The organism is Heliomarina baculiformis (genome assembly GCF_019966545.1).
Taxonomy (GTDB): domain Bacteria; phylum Pseudomonadota; class Alphaproteobacteria; order Rhodobacterales; family Rhodobacteraceae; genus Heliomarina; species Heliomarina baculiformis.
Genome location: NZ_JAIMIC010000004.1, coordinates 466107 through 486872, shown reverse-complemented (window position 1 = coordinate 486872; position 20766 = coordinate 466107). Strand labels below are relative to the sequence as shown.

The 20766-nt window shown below is 63.1% G+C and carries 17 protein-coding genes and 1 pseudogene; 5 read left to right on the top strand and 13 right to left on the bottom strand.

The annotated features are described in order from the left end of the window. Window positions 1-487 precede the first annotated feature (487 nt). Window positions 488-2263, bottom strand: a complete 1776-nt coding sequence (locus MF268_RS12155; RefSeq protein WP_238371124.1) for a calcium-binding protein — start codon at window positions 2261-2263, stop codon at window positions 488-490. Between the two features lie 186 nt (window positions 2264-2449). Beyond that, complete coding sequence (locus MF268_RS12150; protein ID WP_238371123.1) at window positions 2450-3091, bottom strand: DUF2161 domain-containing phosphodiesterase; 642 nt, start codon at window positions 3089-3091, stop codon at window positions 2450-2452. Between the two features lie 232 nt (window positions 3092-3323). Here MF268_RS12150 and MF268_RS12145 point away from each other — a divergent pair, with 232 nt between their 5' ends. Then, window positions 3324-4220: a helix-turn-helix domain-containing protein gene (locus MF268_RS12145; RefSeq protein WP_238371122.1), complete on the top strand. Its 897-nt coding sequence runs from the start codon at window positions 3324-3326 to the stop codon at window positions 4218-4220. Window positions 4221-4235: 15 nt separating this feature from the next. Here the strand turns inward: MF268_RS12145 and MF268_RS12140 are convergent, their stop codons facing one another. Next, window positions 4236-4442 carry a hypothetical protein gene (locus MF268_RS12140; RefSeq protein ID WP_238371121.1) on the bottom strand — a complete coding sequence of 69 codons (207 nt, stop codon included), beginning with the start codon at window positions 4440-4442 and terminating at the stop codon, window positions 4236-4238. A gap of 293 nt (window positions 4443-4735) precedes the next feature. On the opposite strand from MF268_RS12140, the gene MF268_RS12135 reads away from it, so the two are divergent. The 3 genes and pseudogenes from MF268_RS12135 (at window position 4736) to MF268_RS25385 (ending at window position 6318) form a co-directional block, all read left to right on the top strand. Then, on the top strand, window positions 4736-5107 hold the full coding sequence (locus MF268_RS12135; protein ID WP_238371120.1) for a hypothetical protein: 372 nt from the start codon (window positions 4736-4738) through the stop codon (window positions 5105-5107). Beyond that, window positions 5005-6105: pseudogene (locus MF268_RS12130) on the top strand (TonB-dependent receptor domain-containing protein). The gene MF268_RS12135 and the pseudogene MF268_RS12130 overlap by 103 nt, the downstream one beginning before the upstream one ends. Before the next feature lie 42 nt (window positions 6106-6147). After that, a complete protein-coding gene (locus MF268_RS25385) occupies window positions 6148-6318 on the top strand; it encodes a hypothetical protein (RefSeq protein ID WP_337926800.1) in 171 nt (56 codons plus the stop codon). Window positions 6319-6552: 234 nt separating this feature from the next. Here MF268_RS25385 and MF268_RS12125 read toward each other — a convergent pair whose 3' ends face one another. The 5 genes from MF268_RS12125 to MF268_RS12105 form a co-directional block, all read right to left on the bottom strand. Next, the gene (locus MF268_RS12125; RefSeq protein ID WP_238371143.1) at window positions 6553-8256 is read right to left on the bottom strand and encodes an ABC transporter ATP-binding protein; all 1704 of its coding nucleotides are present in this window, start codon (window positions 8254-8256) and stop codon (window positions 6553-6555) included. A gap of 224 nt (window positions 8257-8480) precedes the next feature. Beyond that, a complete protein-coding gene (locus MF268_RS12120; RefSeq protein WP_238371119.1) occupies window positions 8481-9722 on the bottom strand; it encodes an Hsp70 family protein in 1242 nt (413 codons plus the stop codon). Between the two features lie 157 nt (window positions 9723-9879). After that, window positions 9880-11124 (bottom strand): NAD(P)/FAD-dependent oxidoreductase, encoded by a 1245-nt coding sequence (locus MF268_RS12115; RefSeq protein WP_238371118.1) that lies wholly within the window; start codon window positions 11122-11124, stop codon window positions 9880-9882. Between the two features lie 3 nt (window positions 11125-11127). Continuing rightward, window positions 11128-13350 carry a TRAP transporter permease gene (locus MF268_RS12110; protein WP_238371117.1) on the bottom strand — a complete coding sequence of 741 codons (2223 nt, stop codon included), beginning with the start codon at window positions 13348-13350 and terminating at the stop codon, window positions 11128-11130. 99 nt (window positions 13351-13449) lie between these two features. Further along, window positions 13450-14457 carry a TAXI family TRAP transporter solute-binding subunit gene (locus tag MF268_RS12105; protein ID WP_238371116.1) on the bottom strand — a complete coding sequence of 336 codons (1008 nt, stop codon included), beginning with the start codon at window positions 14455-14457 and terminating at the stop codon, window positions 13450-13452. A gap of 116 nt (window positions 14458-14573) precedes the next feature. Here MF268_RS12105 and MF268_RS12100 point away from each other — a divergent pair, with 116 nt between their 5' ends. After that, complete coding sequence (locus tag MF268_RS12100) at window positions 14574-15518, top strand: LysR family transcriptional regulator (protein WP_238371115.1); 945 nt, start codon at window positions 14574-14576, stop codon at window positions 15516-15518. On the opposite strand, the gene MF268_RS12095 is transcribed toward MF268_RS12100, so the two are convergent. Genes MF268_RS12095 through MF268_RS12075 form a run of 5 tightly spaced genes read right to left on the bottom strand, consistent with a single transcriptional unit; the run spans window position 15507 to window position 20764 of the window. Beyond that, complete coding sequence (locus MF268_RS12095) at window positions 15507-16763, bottom strand: hypothetical protein (protein WP_238371114.1); 1257 nt, start codon at window positions 16761-16763, stop codon at window positions 15507-15509. The two genes, MF268_RS12100 and MF268_RS12095, sit on opposite strands and share 12 nt — an antisense overlap. Beyond that, window positions 16760-18292 carry a VWA domain-containing protein gene (locus tag MF268_RS12090; RefSeq protein WP_238371113.1) on the bottom strand — a complete coding sequence of 511 codons (1533 nt, stop codon included), beginning with the start codon at window positions 18290-18292 and terminating at the stop codon, window positions 16760-16762. The genes MF268_RS12095 and MF268_RS12090 overlap by 4 nt, the downstream gene beginning before the upstream one ends. Beyond that, window positions 18289-19290, bottom strand: a complete 1002-nt coding sequence (locus MF268_RS12085; RefSeq protein ID WP_238371112.1) for a VWA domain-containing protein — start codon at window positions 19288-19290, stop codon at window positions 18289-18291. The genes MF268_RS12090 and MF268_RS12085 overlap by 4 nt, the downstream gene beginning before the upstream one ends. After that, window positions 19269-19781 (bottom strand): DUF4381 domain-containing protein, encoded by a 513-nt coding sequence (locus MF268_RS12080; RefSeq protein ID WP_238371111.1) that lies wholly within the window; start codon window positions 19779-19781, stop codon window positions 19269-19271. Before MF268_RS12080 ends, MF268_RS12085 begins: the two co-directional genes overlap by 22 nt. Then, a complete protein-coding gene (locus MF268_RS12075; RefSeq protein WP_238371110.1) occupies window positions 19781-20764 on the bottom strand; it encodes a DUF58 domain-containing protein in 984 nt (327 codons plus the stop codon). Before MF268_RS12075 ends, MF268_RS12080 begins: the two co-directional genes overlap by 1 nt. Between the last annotated feature and the right edge of the window lie 2 nt (window positions 20765-20766).

Sequence of the window (20766 nt, the reverse complement as noted above, 5' to 3'; positions counted from 1 at the left end):
CGTTGCGATCCCGTCCGTCTCCGTCCGTACCGCCCGTCTGGCGCCCCGTCAGCGCCTCAGCGCCGCCGGTGAAGGGGGTTCTAGTGTTACTACGCAGAACCCGCAAGCGGTTTTTTCAGGTTTTCATACTTTTTCTCAAAAAATCTGTTTTCCCATTTAAAAACAGCCAGTTAATTCGTCACATTTTTTGGCGTGAAATGCTTTTTGGTTCTTTGACCAAATGGAATCCCAGACGCCAAGCGACTCGAAACCACCACATATTGGGTTACCCACAGGCTTATCCCCAAGAGTCCGGCAAATCAGGTCGAGTCACCCGGGTGAATCGGCGCCGATTCACCTCGAATCCGCGACTCGCCCTCCCCTGCCCTGCGGAATCAGAACCGGGGCGCGATATGAATCGGCGCCCCGGCTCAGATGTTCAGAGGATTTCGCCCGGCACAGACGGTACACAAACCGTACACCCCCTGTCGGACATCCGTCATACCTATCAGGCGAAGTCGAACCAGCCGCCGCGCAGGTCGGACAGGGTCAGCCCTTCGATAAGCAGCGCGTTCTGTCCGTCATCGCCCATGTCATAGAGAACGCCATCGGCGGTGTCGGTGCTGTGGTTGCTGAACGCTTTGAAGGAACTGGCCTCGCCGCCCCCAGCCTTGAACAGGATGCTGTCGCCATTCTTGCCGCCGCCGGAAAAGTCGGTGATGCGGTCCGAGCCAAATCCCTTGCCAAAGATAAAGACGTCGCCCCCCTTGCCGCCGGTCAGAACGTCATCGCCCTTGCCCCCGTCCAGCTTGTCATTGCCGCCGCCGCCGTTCAGCGTATCGCGCCCGCCGCCGCCCTTGAGCGTATCCGCGCCCTTGTCGCCGCGGATATCATCATGGCCACCACCTGCGAGGATCTTGTCCTTGCCCCCACCGCCGCTGATCTCGTCATCGCCGCCCCGGCCCTTGATTACGTCGGACCCGCCCTTGCCGACAATCACGTCATCCTTGCCGGTGCCTACCAGCTTATCGGCCTTGCCGGTGCCGGTGATGGTCTTGGACCCGCCAGTCGACCCGCCGCCGCTTGCGGCCTCGAGCCCGTTCTTGGTGACATTGAAGAGCGCACCGACCAGCGAGCTGCCGTTTTCAGTGGCATCCGAATAGGCAAGAAGAATCTGGCCGTTCTCCGTCAGCGTTGCATCGCTCAGCGTTTGCGATCCATCCAGCGATTGGTGAACGACCACATTCCCGCCCACGGGATCGAAATCGGAATCATAGACCTGCGCCATGACGTTGTTACCGGTGCCATACCGTTCATCTTCGGTGTCATAGATATTGCCCGTGGCATCGGTCCAGAACACGACCACCCCGCCTTCGGGCAAAGCAACCATCGAAGGCTGGGCGCCATAATAGAAGTAGGTCGCCTCGGACACGGTGATCTCGCCGGTGATCTTGACATCGCGATTGGGAAATTCTGGGTTCGGCTGCAAAACATGCAGAACGATAGGCTCGGCTGAGCCTTCTTCCTGAATACCGGCCATAGCATAATAGTTGTCGGCCAGCGGAATGACCTCGCGCGGATCGCGTCCAGACAGGCCAGGATACTGCGTGGCGCGCTGAGAACCATCCGTATAGGTGTAGCCATCCACGTTATAAGCATGCGGGTCAGTGCCCACAAAACGGATCTGCCCGTCAGTCAGCCGCATCAGCACGTTCGCGTCGTCGCGGTACGCCGTCACCGCATCCAGCGTCGCAGGTTCGTTCAGTGCGTCTCCGTTGGCATCGAACGTTTGCTGCTCCCAGCGTCCGTATAGAATGCTGGTGTCGTTCTCCATGAAGATCGTGAAACCGCCGTGGTCCTCGGCAATGATATGGGTTTCATCGTCGAAATCCGTCTCTTCCTCACCAAGGATAATTTCCTTGGTCCGGGCCTTACCGTTTTCCTCGAAAATCCGAACCCGTGCGTTCTCATCGCCCAGGAAATCCCATGTGACCGCAAAGCCGCCATCCTTCAGCACGGCGACCTGATGATCGGCCGGGGTGAAACCGGCGGTCTTCTGGATCGAGAAAGCGTCGCCCATGGGCTTGCCATTCGCATCAAGGATCTGGCCCGCGAGGTGATTGTACCCATCGCTTGCCGGAAAGTCCGCCTGATCATAGCCAAACGCTGACATTATGTAGGTCTGAAGAATAGTGCCGTTGGAGAGCGGCGTCAGTTTGTATTCGGCAAAACTGGAAGTGGGAGTGTCGAGAGAAAATACGGCTGTCTTGATCGTATCGAACATATGCTACTCTTTCGAAATTCGGGATCGTTGAAATACCGGCTTGGAAAAGGCCGGGGAATGAAGCGATCAGCCATCGAAATTCTTCACAAGTCAACAAACACTTGTCAGCCACCCACACTTTGCAGCTTGCGGGTGCCATTGGCGAAACACCGTCAACTTATTGGTTAACACTCCGCCGCCCCTCAGTTAGTCCGGCAGCGCCGCCTGCCCCTTTGGCGTCAGCTGGTAAATCCCCTTAGCGACCCTTTCAAACCAGCCGTAATGGTCATCGCGCATGATCGTTGTCGCCCGCGCAACACCGGTGGCACTTGCCACGACCGCGCCCTTGCTAGGCCCGGCATCGGCCAGATGCTTGGCGCAGCGCATCGCATCCAAGCGATAGGCGGTGATAAGCGTCACCCGGTTCGAGCCACCGATATTGGGGTCACCGACGCGACGCGAGAACTCACGCAGCAGCCTGTCGCGCCGGACCTTTATCTTTCGCGGCGCAAAAGGTGCGGGATCACAATGAACCTCGACATGCCCATCCTTGGCCCGGACCGTGATAAGGCCAAGCCCTAGCCGACGACAAAGGCCCAGATGTCGGCCGAGCGTCTTGCGCCCCTTGATGGTCGGAACAGCGAGGTAGACCCAGTCGCTAATCGACTGCCGCACGATCCCCTGCTGCACTAGCGACAGGGAAAAAGCCGTCTTCATCTCGACAATAACCGGATCGGGATCGTCACCGCGCAAGGCCACCACATCGGCACCGGCCACCTCGGATTTGACCGAATAGCCCTGAGCCTCAAGGTGGCGCTTGATCGGCGCGTATAGAGCGGTTTCCTGCAACGAAGCCTGCCGTATCCGTTTTCTCCCCTTTTAGACCAGAACCACCCGAACGCCAATTGCATCAAAAACACCCGTCGCCCCGTTTAATTCGCAGGCCCCCATCAGAAACCAAGATTTCTAAACAGTTTGTACGCTTTGGGCTTGCGATCTTCGGCGAGTGTTGCAAAATTAACTGACAGAAATATTCAGGTATGCGAGTTTTCGAATGTCATTCCGGCCCAGCATAAAGTCCGTGCTGTCCAATATTCGCCCGATCGCGCCGCTGATCTACGCAGCGACGCAAGGACTGGTGGCCGATCTCTGGACGGTAGAAGCTCACGCGGGCGCGCGCGGTCAGCATATCGCCCGGGACCCGCGTTTCGTGATCGTGCTGGGCAGTGAGCCCTCGCCCCTGTCGCTTCACGACAGGACGGGCGAAGAGGCGCAGACGGTGCGCGCCGTCTATATTCCCGGCTCGGTCCCGATAACGTCGCAGATCGCGGGGCCAACCAAGTTCGAACACCTCGATCTGCATTTCAATGCGCGTTATCTCGCCTCGTGCCTGACAGAGATGGGCGAGCCGTCGCATCTGCTGGATCAGCCAGTCTATCTCACCGAGGACAGCGGCGTTCTCGCCATCGCCGAAACACTTGCCGAAGATATCCGCCGGGGCACCGCCGGAGCCGTCCTGCTGGATTGCCTCGCGCTAGGCATCGTTGCCAAGATGCTCGCCTCCCGGAGCAGCGTCCAGAGCGATGAACCGCTGCGCGGCGGGCTGACACAGGATCAGCTGACTCAGGTCGACCGGTTGATGCGCACCGAGATGCACCGCCGCCTGCCGGTTTCCGAGATGGCGGAACGCGCGGGGCTGTCGGAAAGCTGGTTCGCCCATGCCTATCGGAAGACGCGCGGAGAAACCCCGCACCGCGCCCTTCAGGCGATCCGTGTCGACACCGCGCAGCGGCTCTTGGAAGAAAACCGCTATTCCATCGCCGATGTGGCCGTGATGGTCGGCTTTGCAGATCAGGCCCATCTGACCCGCGCCTTCCGCACTGTCACCGGCGAAACGCCCGGACAATGGCGCAGAAAATCGATCTCGGAACAGGATCGCACAATATCCGACAGTTTCAGTCAAGACAACGTCGGGTGAGTCCCCTAGGAAGCGCTAAATCCCGGCCCAAGCCATGCTTTCGGCCGCAATAACACTTCCGCCAAGGGGACCGATTACATAAAGACACGCCTGACACGGCCCGCGCTGCTGGCGGGCACCACCCTGCTTGCCGGTGGCTTTGCCCTGCAAGCCGCCGCCCAGGACGAATTTATCGAACTCGATCCGATCACCTTCGATCCCGAAGGCGCCGATCCGGTTCATGGCCGGCTGATCCCGAACACCCTATCGGGCATGAAGACCGCCACCACCATCACCAAAGTGCCCCAATCGGTCAGCGTCATCCCCCGCGAAACTTGTGAAAAGAAATCGCCCCGCAAGGTCGACGAGGCGCTTCGCAATATCGCGAGGGTGCAAAAACTAGCTCCACAGCTATGACAGCGACACCAACTGGTTCTACATCCGTGGTTTCAACGCTTTCGACAGCGGCGCCTTTATGGACGGGCTGTCGCTCTTCTCTTACGGGTTCGGCTCTTTTCATCAACTATGTCTCGAAAATGCCAGACGGCACCACTGGCACAAGGCTCAGCTTGGGCGCCGGCAGCGAGGGCCGCACCTCGGCTAGCGGAGAGCGGTCCGGCGTGATAGGTAATGACCTGTCCTATCGTTACGGGCTGAAGGCGCCCCGGCAGGATGGGCATGGCATGCTCGAGGACGGATTCGAAGGCATCGCCTATGGCGATGCAACCACGGCCTTTGCCGATGGCAGCCTGCTGATCCTGCACCTCTCCTACACATATATGGACGAAGACCATGTCGGCAGTTCCTGCCCTATTTCGGCACCGAACAGGCGGCGCCGTTCGGGTTCTTCGAAGATTGCTATAACGGCGGCAAACCGGATGCGGATGACTTCGAACGCGAACAGCTGATCGTCACCGGCATCTACCGCCGCGACATCGGTGCTTGGGAGATGACCGATACTTTCCGCATCGGAAAGGCGAACCTGAAAGAGCTCTACGTCTACCACAACGGGTTTACGACCGGTCAGATCCCGACCGCGACCGCCGAGGTCAACCGTTTTGTCTTCGCCCATGACAGCGAGGCGACCACCATCCAGAACGACCCGCGCTTTAGCCGACGCTTCGCGACCGGCGCGGCCTCCACGTCCGCCGATACCGGCTCGATGAAAAGCAATCCTTTGCCCTCGGCACCCCGCTCGAACCGGTGCCCCCTCGAATACAGCACTCCCCAGCCAGCTGTCGGCGCGCCCTATATCGACGGTGTCCGCGTGCAGGAACAGATCGGCATCTACGCACAGGACCAGATCCGTTTCGGCGATGGCTGGATCGCAACCCTGAATGGACGCTGCGACAAGGTCTCGTCATCCTTCGACAACCGTATCGACGCCAATCTCGACCGCGAAGACGATGCCTTCTCCTGGCGTCTCGCCCTGATGCGTCAGATCAGCGATGTCACCCCCTACGTGACCGCCGGGACCTACCCGCAGGCGCTCGATGCCTCGACCCTCACCTCGCAACCGGAGACCGGCCAGCAGATCGAGGTGGACTTGTAGTGGCAGCCAAACGACGTAACGCCGGTCACCATCTCGGCCTTCGACATCCGCCGTCAAGACGTGGCCCAGTCCTTCGTCAACGGCCGCACCTCCGACAGCCGCACCCTCGGCGAGGCCCGCTCGCGCGGCTTCGAACTCGAAGCCGACATGCGCCTGACCGACAGCCTCGCCCTGCGCGCCGCCTTCACCGATCTCGATGTGGAAATCACCGAATTCGCCTCGGATCCCGGCTTTGTCGGCAAGACCCCGCAATCGGTGGTCGAACGCTTCGCCTTGCTGGAACCCACCCATATACCGATCGCCATGCCGGAGCTGGAGCTGCGCCTCGGCGCGAGCTACCAAGGCGACAGCTAGGCCGACGACGCCAACACCTTGCCGGCGCAAAGCGCCTGGCTGATGGATGCGGGCACCAGCTGGGATTTCGCCCCAAAATGGACGGCGAACCTCAACGTCACCAACCTGACGGACGAAGCCTATACGGCAAGCTGCCAGACCTCTTTCGGCACCTCCGACTGCTGGCAGGGCGAAGGCCGGGTGATCACCTTCAACCTGAGCACGTCCTTCTAGGAAATCACCAAACCCGAAAGCAAAAGGCGCGCCCCGCAAGCGCGCCCTTTTTTGATGCCAGTCAGCCCTCTAGGCAAACAAGGCCCAATTGCCGCCTGAACATCCTCGGTGCCAAAGCGCCCCCTGCTTCTTTGGGTCATAAAGTATCCCCGCCGGAGGCGGCGCAGGTCCCCTGCGCCTCACTGCCCATTCACCTGCCACAAGACCGGACGGCGGGCATGCCACGCCCGGAACTCAGGCCGCGTTCAGCCGCGCGTAGCGCCCGCCAAGGCGGACCAGCTCCTCGTGATCGCCCACTTCGACGATCCGCCCCGCGTCCATCACCACAATCCGGTCCGCATCGCGGACGGTGCCAAGCCGGTGGGCAATGACAAGGGTCGTGCGGCCTTGCGAAAGGTCGTGCAACGCCCGCTGTACCTGCCGCTCGGTCTCCGTATCCAGTGCCGAGGTCGCCTCGTCGAGGATCAGGACCGGCGGGTTGCGCAGGAAGATCCGGGCGATGGCCACCCGTTGCTTCTGCCCGCCGGAAAGCGTCACGCCGCGTTCGCCGACGACGGTATCCAGCCCGAGCGGCAGCGCTTCGATCATGTCGCTCAGCCGCGCCTGCTCCGCCGCCTGCTGGATTTCTTCCTCGCTCGCGTCCAGCCGCCCATAGGCGATGTTTTCCCGCAGCGTCCCGCCGAACAGGAACACGTCCTGGCTGACGATACCGATCTGGCGGCGCAACGACTGCAGGGTCAGGTCCTTCACGTCGATCCCGTCGATGGTGATCCGGCCCGCGTCCGGCTCATAGAATCGCGGCACCAACGCCAAAAGCGAGGTCTTGCCCGCTCCCGACGGTCCGACGAAGGCCACCGTTTGCCCGGCCCCGACCTCAAGGGAAATGTCGCGCAGAATTGCGCGGTTCTCGGCATAGCCAAAGGTCACGCCTTCGAAACGTACCTCGCCGCGCAGCGCCGGCGCGGGGCGTGCATCGGGCTTGTCGATCACGTCAGGTTCGATCTCGAGCAGTTCGAGATAACGGCGGAAACCGGCGATGCCACGGGGGTACAGTTCGATGACGGCCGCGATCTTTTCCAGCGGTCGGAAAAACAGGCCGATCAGCAGCAGGAAGGCCACGTATCCGCCTGTGGTGAGCGATCCGTTCAGCACAAAGACCGCCCCGACCACCATGACCACCACCTGCACAAAGCGCATGCCCATGTAGTTCAGCGTCGAAGAGGCCGCCATGACCCTGTAGGCCGACAGCTTGGTATCGCGATACCGGGCGTTGTCCTTTGAAAACAGGCGTTTTTCATGGTCTTCATTGGCAAAGGCCTGCACCACGCGGATACCGCCCACATTTTCTTCAAGACGGACGTTGAAATCGGCCACCCGGGCGTAGATCTCGCGCCATGTCTTGGTCATGCGCCCGCCAAATACCATGACGATCACCATGCAGGCGGGCACGATCGTCGCGGTGATCAGTGCCAGTTTCACATCGATGGCCAGCATCATCACAAAGGCGCCGACAAAGGTCATCACCGCCACGAAAAGATCCTCGGGCCCGTGATGCGCCACCTCGCCGATCTCTTCCAGATCGCGCGTCACCCGCGAGACAAGCTTGCCGGTACGCACCTTGTCGAAATAGGAAAATGACAGTCGTTGCAGCTGGTCAAAGGCCTTGCGGCGCATCTCGGTTTCGATGTTGATGCCAAGCTTGTGCCCCCAGTAGATCACGATCGCCATCAGGCCGGAGTTGATCGCGTAGATCGCGGTCAGACCGACAGCGGCAAGGATGGTGAGCAGCACATCGCCCTTCGGCAGCAGCACGTCGATGAAGAGCTTGATCGCTAGCGGAAAGCCAAGTTCGAGCAGGCCCGACAATACGGCACTGCCGAAATCGAGCCAGAAAAGCGCTTTCCACGGGCGGTAATATTCGGCGAATTCACGTATCATTTCGAGGTCAGCGGTTAGCATGGGACCGGAACATTCGCCAGCGCGCAAATGCCCCCTCGGGGCAGGGTGACGGCACAATCGCGAGAGGCCGACAGCCGCCTCGCATCCCTGCTTAAAGATGCGGCGCAAGGGCGCAAAACGGCGGGCACCACCTGTACACCCTCTGTACACCCCCTGTGCATCGGAAGGGTGCCTTTTGCCCTGTTCAGGCCCTTATTCCCGGCTCATAGGCGGGCGGCGAGGGCCAGACCGTCGACCACGGCGGTGAAAGCCTCAGACCGCAGGACCTGCGCATTAGGACAGAGCGCGCTCGCCTCTTCCGAGACAAAGCGCATCAGGCTCGAGCCGCCGACCAGCACGATACGGCCGATCTCATCCGGGCCGACTCCGGCCATGCGCAGGGTCTCGGCGGCGGCGTCGCGCAGCAGCGCACGGTTGTCACTCAGCGCGGAATCGAGGCTTTGCGGTGTGATCTCCTGCGACAGATTTGGCGTGATGAACCCCATGCCGATCTGCGCCGCGCCGGTACCGCCATTGGCGGCGATCTTGCCGCGTTCGACCGCAAAGGCCAGCTCGTGACCCAGTTCTTCCTCCAACACCGTCAGCAGCCGCCCCATGCGCTCGGGATCGACAGCCAGCCGGACCATGTCGGCGACCATGCGCCGGGTCTCGGGCGTGTAGAGGAAGGGGATCTTGGCCCATGTCGCAAGATCCACATAGGGCGCGCGCGGCACCGGCAAGAGCCCCTGCCCCATCTCGCGGCGCAGCTCGCCGCCCAGGCCCAGTGCGGGCATCGCGTGCAGAAGCGAAACCGCGTGGTCGAAATCCGTCCCGCCCAGCCGGATGCCGTGGTTGGCAAGGATCTCGGGGCCGTCCTCTCCGCTGCGGAACACCGAGAAATCCGAGGTACCGCCGCCGATATCGACGATCAGCCCGGTCTGCTCTGCCTCACCCAGCCCGTGGCTGGCAATCGCCGCCGCCTCGGGTTCGGCCAGAAAGCGGACCTCGCTGAACCCGGCGGCAAGGTAGCAGGCGCGCAGATCGGTCTCGGCCTGCGCGTCCTTGGCGGGATCGTTGCTGTGGAAATGCACCGGTCGGCCCGACAGCGCCTTGGTAAAAGTCAGCCCCGTCGCGGTCTCAGAGCGCTGGCGCAGCTCGGTCAGGAACTCGGTGATGATGCCCGACAGCGTGCGCCGCTTGCCGCCGATCAGGCGCTTTTCGTGCAAGAGCGGCAGGCCAAGCACCGATTTCAGCGCCCGCATATAGCGCCCGTCCTCGCCCGCGATCAGCGCATCCGCAGCCGAGGCGCCAATGCGCATCCGGCCCGTGTCGGTCGGGAAAAAGACAGCCGTGGGCAGGGTTTCGGCACCCCGCTCGATCGGAATGCGAAAGATGCCGCCCTCATAGGCCACGGCGGCCGCAGAATTCGAGGTTCCGAAATCGATGGCAAGGGTATTTGTCTGCATGGCGTCACCTCTGGAAGGCCGCGATCGCTAATGGATGTCGCCTGCGGGGGCAAGGTGGTTTTTCAGATCATGCAGGGGTTTCGTTCATCGCCCAGGAATGGACGTCCACGCAGGACGGAGCCATGCTTTGGGCAACTGTCCTCGCGGCCCCGCGTTCTCACGCAAAGCGATGTGGATCGTAAGGTTTTACATCCAGATCGCTGGGCTGGTCTGTCACCATGTCCGCGATGATTTCGCCGGTCGCGGGGGCCATCATCAGCCCGTAATGCGAATGGCCGAAGGCTGCGATCAGTCCAGGCGGCACGCCTTGCAGCGGTCCCAGCGCCGGAAGGCTGTCGGGCAGCGAGGGGCGGCGGCCCATCCAGAGCTCGCCCTTGCTGTCATCGAGCGAGGGGCAGATGCGACGGGCCTGTCCGCGCAGCAGGGCCTCGCGCTTGGGATCGGGGGGCGCATCGAGGCTGCCGAATTCGGCCCCGCCCGCGACCCGCATCCCGTCGGTCATGGAGCTGGCGACGATCTTGGCGTCGACATCCATGATGGAATTGTTGAGCCGTATGCCGGGGTCGCGGAACTGCATGTGATAGCCGCGCTCGGCCATAAGGGGAATGTCGATGCCCAGCGGACGCAAGAGCACCGCCGACCAAGCGCCTGCCGAGAGGATGACTTTTGCCGCAGAAAAACTCTGCCCCTTCGTCTGGACGGTCCAGCCGTTATCGCCGGGGGCCAGCGCCGTGACGGCGGCGGTTTCGATGGCAACGCCACGCTGGCGCAGGTTTTCGGCCAGCGCCGCGCCGAGCCGTCCGGGCGACAGGGCGCGGGCCTGATCATGGATCATCACCGCCGAGCGGAAGGCCGGGCCAAGATCGGGTTCGATCTCGTGCAGCTCATCCGCGTTCAGCCGTTCGAGGCGCGCGCCCGCTTCGGCCCGGACGCGGTATTCGAGACCGTTCAGATCAGCGCCGTCATCGCGGCGGTAGGCGTGGATATAGCAGCTGTCCTCAACCAGCGCCTCATTGATGCCGGCCGCTTGCAAATGGCGCCGGTAGAGGGTGATCGACGGGCCGCAAAGTGGGATCATCGCGCGCGAGCCTGCGCGGAACTTGGCCTCTCCGCTGTAGGACAAGAGCCGCCTCCCCCAGCGGATCATCTGCGGCCATGTCTCGGGGCGCACGCGAAGCGGGCGTTCGCGCGAGGTCAGCAACCCAGGGATGGACTTCCACAACCCAGGCGAGGCCTGTGGCGCGATGGACCAGGGCGAGATCACCCCGGCATTTCCATATGAGGTCGCCTGCCCCGGTGCGTCGCGGTCGATGAGCCGCACGGTTTTGCCGCGCCGGGCCAACGACACGGCACAGCAGATGCCGACAAGGCCCGCGCCCACGATGATCACGTCGTCTGTCATATATCAGGCTCCGGCCAGTTTTTCCTGTCGCGCCCCGGTAATCTGCAAGAGCAGGACCGGGGCACAGATCGCCAGCGCCACCAGATCGGCCATCGGGGATGGCGCGATGAACACGATCCCCGCGAGGGCCAGCAGCCACCGGCCCCATGCCGGCACGCGCACGATAAAGGTGCCGACAACGGCGGTGGACAGCGCGACGACCCCGGCGATGGCCGAACTGGCGGTGTAGAGGAATTCGCCGAAGTTGAAGCCGCCCTCGGAGACAAAGAGGAGGACAGGCGCGTAGACGAAAGCCATCGGCGCGACGACCTTGCCGAGGCCGAGCGTGAAGGCCGAGACGCCGGTGCGGAACGGATTGGAATTGGCAATCGCCGAGGCCGCATAGGCCGAGGTACAGACCGGAGGTGTGATCTCGGCCACGACTCCGTAATACAGCACGAACATGTGGCTTGCGATGGGCGGGATGCCAAGCTGGGCCAGCGCAGGCTGGGCGACCGAGACCAGCATGATGTAAAGCGCCGTGGTCGGGATGCCCGCCCCCATCAGGATGCAGGCGAGCGCGATCAGCACGAGCGAGAGGAACAGCGTGAGATCGGCGGTGGAAAGCAGTTCGAGCGTGCCGAAGCTCAGGAGGTCATGCAGCCCCTGCGCCATCGTCGCCGCGCCCGAGGTGACCATGAACCCGAGCCGGAAGCCGATGCCGGTGGTGTTGATGACCCCGACCACTATGCCAACCGCCGCCGAGGCCGCGCCCACGGCGAGCGCGTATTTCACGCCGGTTTCCAGCGTGCGCGACATCTCGGGCAGGCGAATGCGTTCCTGCGGGTTCAGAACAGAGAGCGCCGTCGAGACCAGCAGGATCGCGGTCACATCCGTGCCGAACCCGTCGCCGATATATTTCCAGATGGTAAAGGCCGCGAAGGCGATCGGGTAGATCAGCGTATGGGGCGCGTGGATACGTGCCATGCCAGCGATCAGCGCGAGGGATATGCCGCAGAAGGCTGCCATGTAAGGCGTATAGCCGGAGAAGAGCACGTAGAGCATGCCGATCAGCGGCAGGATATTGGCCCAGCCGTCCTTCCAGACCTCGACGAAGCGGGGCAGAGCGTCCTTGGCCATGCCTTCGAGACCCAGCTTGCGGGCCATCAGGTGAACGACGGTAAAGACACCCACGTAATGCAGCAGCGCGGGGAAGATCGCAGCGATGACTATGGTGGTATAGGGAAGCTCGAGAAACTCGGCCATGATAAAGGCGGCGGCACCCATGATCGGCGGGGTGATCTGCCCCCCGGCGCTGGCAGCGGCCTCGACCCCGCCCGCGAAATGGCCCGGATAGCCCAGACGTTTCATGTTGGGAATGGTGAGCGAGCCGGTGGAGACCGTGTTGGCCACGGAGGACCCGGAAATCGTGCCGAAAAACGCCGAGGAGACGACCGAGACCTTGGCCGGTCCGCCACGATAACGCCCGGCGAGGATGGTGGCATTGTCGATGAACAGCGCGCCAAGGCCGGTGCGTTGTGCGACGACGCCAAAGAGGACAAAGTGGAAAACGATGGTGGAGGTGACCCAGAGGGTGACGCCAAAGATGCCCTCTTGCGGGAAGTACATAGACGAAACGAAAGTGCGGAATTTCACGCCGGGATGTTGCAGGATACCCGGGAAATAGGGGCCAAAGAGTGCGTAGCTCATGAAGACGCAGATGATGAGAGGCAGGATCCAGCCCAGCGTGCGCCGCGCGATGTCGAGCACCAGCAGGATCAGGATGCAGCCAAAGACCATGTCATAGGTGTTGGGATTGCCCATGCGGAACATCTGTTCCTCGATCCCGAGCGCGGGCACGCCGCGCCATGCAAAGCCGAGGTAGAGGGCGCTGGCGACCCCGAGTACCATCAACACCAGATCGAAGATCGGCACGTTGCCGATGCGCCAGCGCGAGACCTGCATCTCATAGGCGCCCTTGCTGCCGCGCAGGGGGTAGAAGGCGTAGATCAGGATGAACAGCCCGGCGAGGTGCCAGCCCATGTGCCAGTGATCGGCGGGCAAGCCGAAACCTGCGGTAATGAAGTGATAGACCGCAAAGGCAAGGGCGACGGCCCGCAGAAATAGGGCCATGGCTCCGCCAACGGCGCGGGTCGCGGCGCCTTCGTCGTATTTGCGTTCGATTTCGGCCAGTTCTTCGGCGCTCAGGACGTCATTGTCGGTGCTGTCATGAGAGGTCTGGGTCATGGGATGCCTTTGCTGCGCGCCGGGCCGCAGGACCTGCGATCACCCGGGTAGAAATGTATCAGGCGGCGCGGGGCCGCCCGATACCTGTTTGAGGGGTGCTTAGTCGAGCATACCGATTTCGCGGTAGAACTTCTCGGCACCGGGGTGCAGCGGCACATCCAGCGAGTCGATCCCGTCCAGCGCGGTTTCGAGTGTCACCTGCTTGCCCTTGGCATGGCCGTTGTCGAGCAGCTTGCGGCTGTTTTCGTTCCACATCGCCTTGGTGATCCCATAGACGAGTTCTTCGTCCAGATCGGCGGACATCACCAGCAGCGCGGACACGGCAGGTGTCTTGATTTCGGTGTCGATGCCTTCATAGACGCCGGCGGGGATGGTCGAGGGAATATAGGCCGGCACCAGATCGTTGATCTTTTTCAGATCCTCATCGGTAAAGGAATGCAGCGCCATGCCCTTGGTCGAGGCAAGCTGGACCATCGCGGCAACCGGCCAGCCCGCGGCGTAGAAATAGGCGTCAAGCTGACCGTCGGCGAGACGTTCAGCGGATTGCGAATTGTTCAGCTCGGCCTCTTCGATGTTGTCGCGGGTGATGCCCCAGCCTTCCATCATCGTCAGCACGGCGACCTGCGTGCCCGAACCGGCCTGCGCGATGCCGACGCGTTTGCCTTCGAGATCGGCAAAGGACTCGATGGTCGTGCCTGCGGGCATGACCAGATGCAGGTCCTCGGGGTAGAGGTTGGCGACGACGCGCAGTTTCTCATGCGCCTTGCCTTCGAATTTGCCGGTGCCGTGATAGCTGTCATGCACGATGTCGGCGGCGGCAAGACCGGCTTCAAGCTCGCCGTTCTGGACGGCGGCCACGTTGAAGACCGAGGCGGTGGTCGATTGCGCGATGGCGATCAGGTTGGGCACGCCGCACTGGCCGCCTTCGTCGCAGGGGCGCGAGCCGGGAGGGGCCGAGATGGCATTGGCGATGGTGCCGCCGATCGGAAAATAGGTGCCCCCTGCCCCGCCGGTGCCGATACGGAAAAAGGTGGGCGTCTGCGCGGCGAGTGCGCCGCCCAGGACGGCAAGGGTCGCGGCCCCTGCAAGGGTTCTGAGAATCGTCATCGAAAGCTCCCTGAATTGGTTCTTGTTGTTTACGATGACGGGAAGCTTGCAAATCTCGAGATATAAAAACAAATTTGAAATTGTTTTAGTTCGATAAGTTCAGCAAATGTGAAGCCATGAATATTTCCCAGTTGATCGCCTTTCGCGAGGTGATGAAATCGGCCTCGCTCAGCCAGGCGGCGCGCAATCTGAACCGGACCCAGCCAGCGGTTTCGCTGGCGATCAAGGCGCTGGAAGAGAGCCTTGGGATTGAACTCTTCCGGCGCGAGGGGCGGCAGATGGTGCCGGTACCAGAGGCACATTATCTATTTGATGAGTCAGAAGAAATCATCAGCCGGTTGAACCGGCTGAACGGCACGATGAAGCGGCTTTCCAAGGCCGAGGTGGGACAGTTGACGCTGGCGACCATGCCGGGGCCGGCGACCTATCTGATGCCGAATTTCCTGAGCCGGGTGATCGCGCCGGATCACGATATCACGCTGTCGCTGCTCACCCGGACCACGCCGCAGATTCGCCAGTTGGCCGGGAGCCAGTCGATCGATTTCGGGTTTGGCGATCATCTGCCCGGCGATGCGAATGCTCAAATTGTGCGCGAAGAGGTCATCGAGACCCGCTGTCTTTGCGCGATTCCGACGCGGCACCGGCTGGCAGAACGGTCGGTCGTTTCGATTGCCGATCTGGATTCGGAGCCGATGGGCGGGCTGACCCGCGATCATCCCCATAACCATAGCGTGCAGGCCGCTTTCGGTCAGGTGGGCGCGCGGTTCCGGCTGGAGGTGCAGTGCCAGTTCTTTCTGCCGCTGATGCATTTCATCGCGGCGGGGCGTTGCTGTGCGATTGTCGATCCGCTGTCTGCGGTGACCGAGCAACTTGTGGGCATCGCGGGAGACGGGGTCACCTTTCGGCCGATGGCCGAGACGGTGCCCTATGCCTATACGCTTTACACGCCGGTGCACCGGCCGCTCTCGCGGCTTGCCGAGCGGGTTAAATCTGGCTGGCGGGAGGAGCTTACGCGCCTGCTGGAGACGGTCGAGGGTCCTGCGGCTGTCTCAAACGGTTGACGGGTTGAGCGGCGGCAGGGCGGTTGGTTTTTGCTGGTCCCTGCCCTTCCCGGCTTGCGTCACGGCCTTTTTGAGGGTGGACCAGTCGCTGTCGGGCACAGGTTGCGGATCGGTGCCGTAGAGCTTGCCAGCGATGGTAGTGAGTGCCGCGCGGATGGGGCGCATATCGGTCGCGGTTGTGCGCGGCGAACGGTTTTGCCATTCGTCGAGGGCGCGGCGTGTGGCGGGATAATCCTGCCGGTCGATGGCTTGGATCATCAGCTTTTCAGCGTGGGCCTTGCTGGCAAGACGCGCGGCGCGGTGGCTGGCGGCGCGGGCCGAGGCGCGCGGCCATGCCCAGCGCAGGATGAGGGCGCAGACAAGGACCACCGCGAGACCCAACGCGGCCATGCGCCAGATCGGGCCGGTATCGCGCAAAGGCTCGGCCACCGGCGCATCGACGGAGATGTCCGCGCCGGGAAGGCTGGCTGTTTCGACCGCGCCCGTCGAGAGGTTGTACCAGCGCAGCGTGACCTCGGGCAGCGCACCGCTGCCGCCGGATTGCGCCATGTAGGTCACGCTTTCGATGCGCGTACCGGACAGGTCGCCCCCGTCGGCAACCTCGCTGACCTGCGGCGCATCCGGGTAGGTGCGGATGCCGGGAATGTCGACCGGGGACAACATCGGTGGCAGGACGATGGGCGATGCGCCTTCGATGCTGGCCGTGACCACGCGTTTAACCGCTTCGCCCGGTTGCAGATCGGTGGTCTTGCCGGGCATCTCCTGAGACAGTGTCAGGCCAGAGGCGGCGATGAACGGGTCGAGATCCTCGGCCCCATTTGGCAGGATGCCGGTGAGCAGGAGGGCGGGCGTGGACAGCGTAGCCTCGAGCGGGTCGGTCTGGCCCGGCTGCGCGTAGCGGACCAGCAGGGTCTGGGCGGGAATTGCGAATTGCCCCGGCACCATTGGCGACAAGAGATAGCGCCGCGCCACGCCGGACCATGTTTCGCCGTTTACGCGGCGGCTGATCGGGCCAGTGGATTCCGGTGGCAGGCGTACCCGGAGGTTGGGCATCTCGAAGGAGGGAAAGTCGACCGGGCCTGCCATCCATGTCGGCACGAGCACCGCGATGCGCAGGGTCGTGTACTGGCCGGGGATCACCTCGTTCACTTCGAGTTCGGCACTGGCGGTGGGCTGCGCGTCCTGCGCCGAGAGCGGCACAGCGAACAAGAAAAGCATCACGACGATGGCAGCAAGGCGTCTCATCGCGAGGCCTCGCCAGTCTGCTGCGCCGCCTCGATGGCGAAACGCTGGCGCAGGAAATCGCCGGTGTTGGTATCGACCGTGTTCATCCACTGATCCGTGGTGAGAAGTGCATCGCCCGACTCCTCACCAGCCTCCATCTCGGTATCCGCGCCGCGTTCGTCTTCGTTGTCAAAGACCACCTCATCCGCGCCGATGCCTTCGTCTTCGCCGGTATCCGACTGTTCGCGGGCGGTTTCAACATAGTCGAGAATTTCGCGTGCGAGGGCGAGATTTTCGGCGGCACCGGGATAATTCGGATCGCGTTCCAGCGTGGTTTCATAGGCGTCGATGCCATCGCGATAGGCGCGATTGCGGATATGGGAAAGACCTTCGGCAAAGGAAGCCTCGGGCGTTTCGATGCGGTGAAAGACCTTGGCGGCCTCATCATACTGGCCGTCGCGCATGAGCGCCCAGCCGCGCCACATTGGGTCCTGAAACAGTTCAGCGGCGCGTTCGTAATCCTTGCGGTCATAGGCAAGACGGCCCTGCTGGTCGGGGGTAAAGAACCAGTCGGTGATACTGTCGGCGCGCGCCTGCGGGACCGGGACCAGAAGGAAAGCGGCGAGCCAGAGATGCGCCCAGCGCATGGTCCAGCCGCGCCGGAACCAGAGCAGTGCCAGCAACATCGCGGGCCATGCCAGCATCCAGCCCCTGTCGTCCCATGGCTGGTTGCCGCTTTCGGTGAGGGCGCGCTGGTAGGCGGCGTTGAGCTGCCTGTCGAGTTGCCGGATGTCGCTGTCATCCACGCTGGCCTCGATCACCGGGATATCGACCGCGTCGAGCCCCGGATCGTTGGTGCCGGAGGGCAGCATGGAGAGCACTGCGAGGCTCGTTCCCTCGGTCCCTGCCATACGGCGCGCCTGTGCGCTGTCCAGCGCATCGGCAACAAGGAGAATGCCGCCGGGCGTCGGTTCTTTTGCGAGGATCGTTTCGGCAAGCGCAATGGCGGCGAGCGCATCGGCCCCTTCGGCCGGCATCACGTCCGGGGACAGCCCGTCGAGATAAGGATAGAGGACATTCGCGTCTTCGGTCATCGGCACGACCGCATGAGCTGACCCGGCGTAGGCGACAAGGGCGGTGCGGGCCCCGGCGCGCAGATCGAGCAGGTCGCGGATCTTTTGCTTGGCGCGTTCGAGGCGGGAGGGCGCGAGATCGTCGGACTCCATCGAGGGGGTGACCTTGAGCGCGATGACGACAGGGGCGGTCTGGGCGACGAAAGGGTCCGGTACGCGCGACCACGTCGGACCGGCAGCGCCAAGGCAGGCCAGTGCCAGCAGGAGCGCGACTCCGTCGATGGGTTCGATCCGGCGATGGCCACGGTCCCCCACCGTGAGCGCCTTGCGCAGATGCGGCGCGATCCGGTCGAGAAGCTGGGCGGGCTTGCGGTTCTGACGCCGCGCCATCCACCAGGCGATCACGATCAACGGCAGAAGCAAAAGCCAGAGCGGGCGCAGGAAATGAAACACTTCGATGGCGAGGGAGAAGTTCATGGATGCGCCCTCTGCCGTGTGGTCAGGACGAGATAAGCAGTCACCCCAAGTCCAAGCGCCGCGATCAGCGCAAGCGGTATCCAGGCCAGCGACCGTCGTGGCCGGTAGGAAAGCGTTTCGGTTTCGCGCGGGGCCAGCGCGTCGATCCGGTCATAGACCTGTTGCAGCCCGTCCTGATCCTGCGCAAAGAAATACTGTCCCCGGGTGCGCGCGGCGATCTGTTTCAGGGTCTCGAGATCGACCTTGTCCTCGCCCGAGGCCTGTGGGTTGCCGACGCCGATGGTAAAGATTTCGATCCCCTTGTTGCGGGCGATTTCGGCAGCGTTCACCGGGCTCATCCGGCTGACCGTATCGGTGCCGTCCGAGAGCAGGATGAGCAGGCGCTGGTCGATTTCGCTGGCTTCAAAGGTGCGGATCGCCAGCCCGATGGAGTCACCCAACGCGGTATGCGGACCGGCCATGCCGACGGTGGTCTGGTCGAGCAGGTCGCCGATGGTTTGCAGATCCTGCGTGAGCGGCGATTGCACATAAGCCCTTGAGCCAAAGACGATCAGCGCTATGCGGTCGCCTTCGCGCCCTTCGATAAAGCTGCTGACCACGTTCTTGACCCCTTGCAGCCGTTGCAGGGTTTCGCCCGCCGGTGTCTGGAAATCGCGCGCATCCATCGAACCGGAGATGTCGATGGCCAGCACCACGTCGCGAGCGGATTTGCTGAGCTCGATGGGCTGGCCGACTTTCTCGGGCCGGGCCAGCGCGAGGATCAGCAGGCACCAGATCAGGATGCCGGTGGCGGTTTGCAAAAGGCTTCGGCCCAGCACCACCGATCCCGGTCCCGGTTCGCTGCCGGCCGTTTCGACGACACGGCGAAAGAACGGGATGCGCAGGGCGGGCACCCGTTCGCGATGGTCGGGGACGAGGTAATGGACCAGCAGTGGCAGCGGCAGAAGTAAAAGCGCCCAGGGAAAGCCGAGGGAGATCACGAGACCTCTCCGGGCCATGCCATGTGGCGGCGCCTGCGCGTGCCGCGGTGCGGTTGATGGGTGCGGACCCAACGGATAGCGATGGGGGCCAGATCGGGCGCAGGTTCGGAGGGGCGATAGGGGGCACCGGCCACGCAGCGCCCGACGCCCTTGGAAAACAGGGTGGAGTCGGAGGTCGCGTCGAGAAACGCCAGCCAGTCCTCACCCGAGAGGGCCGCGACCTCGGTCCGGGGATAGGCGGCCAGCGCGGTCTGCCGCAGGATCAGCGCGATTTCTGCCGGGTCGCCCCCGGCGCGTTCGATGGCCTGTTCTGCTTCGCGGCGATAGGCATTGGCGCGATGGCGGCGCAGCCAGACCCGGACGCCCCATGCGAGCAGCAGGATGAGCAGAACGGCCAGCCCGGCCCAGCCCCAAGTTTCAGGGCGCATGGAGACGGGCACCGGTTCTTCGGGACGGATCAGCCGATCGAGAAGGTCGATGAGGTTCGCGGGGGTGGTTTCAGGTTCCATCAGCGCGCCTGCCCCGCCAGCCCCATGAGGCGGCGCATCTGGCGCAGGCTGTCCTCGGCCGAGCTGACCGGCAGGACGGGGATGCCGAAACGTCTTTGCCAGTCGAGCACCTGCGCGAGCCGCCCCTTGGCCATTTCATCGAGACGCCGGTGCGCGGCGCGGTCGGCGGTGTCGATTTCCGCCTGCAGCTCGCCATCGGAGACCACGATTTTCAGTCCCGACGGCATGTCATCGGAGAAAGGGTCCGAGACCAGCCCCAGCACCAGATCGTTCTTTCGCGCCAGCCCGGCGACAAGTTTCTCGGTGGTGGCGTCGACCTCGTCGAAATCGCTGAAGACGAGGATGAGGTGGTGGCGCGGGGCGATGCGGGCGACCGATTGCAGCATTCGGTTCATCGGCATCGGGGACACTGGAGGGGTTTCCGCGTGCAAGAGCCCGTTGGCCGCGGCGAGCGAAGACAGGAAGGCCATGAGCGACGACCGCGAGCGCGCGGGTCGGATTTCGGCGATATCGGCATCGCCGAAGACGATGCCACCGACACGGTCGCCCTGGTCGGCGATGCGAAAGGCGGCCAGCGCCGCACATTCCGCTGCCGTCACGGATTTCATGTTGAGCACCGAGCCGAAGAACATCGACATGCGCTGGTCGACGACGATGAGCGCCGGGCGGTCCCGTTCCTCGGTATAGACGCGCACATGGGGCTTGCCGGTACGGGCGGTCACTTTCCAGTCGATGGTGCGCACGTCATCCGACGGCAGGTAGTCGCGCAGTTCTTCGAAGTTCAGCCCGCGTCCGCGCAGGCGCGAGGCATGGCGGCCGTTCAGCACGCTGCGCGCGGGCTGGCGCGGCAGGAAGCTGATCCGCCTTGCCTGCGCCTCGAGACGGCGCAGATGCGCGAGATCGACCGAAATGCGCGTATCCGTCCCGGAAGGTGGCGCGGGCGGAGTGAGTCCGGTTCTTATGCGGGCGGCGCGATCCTGCATGG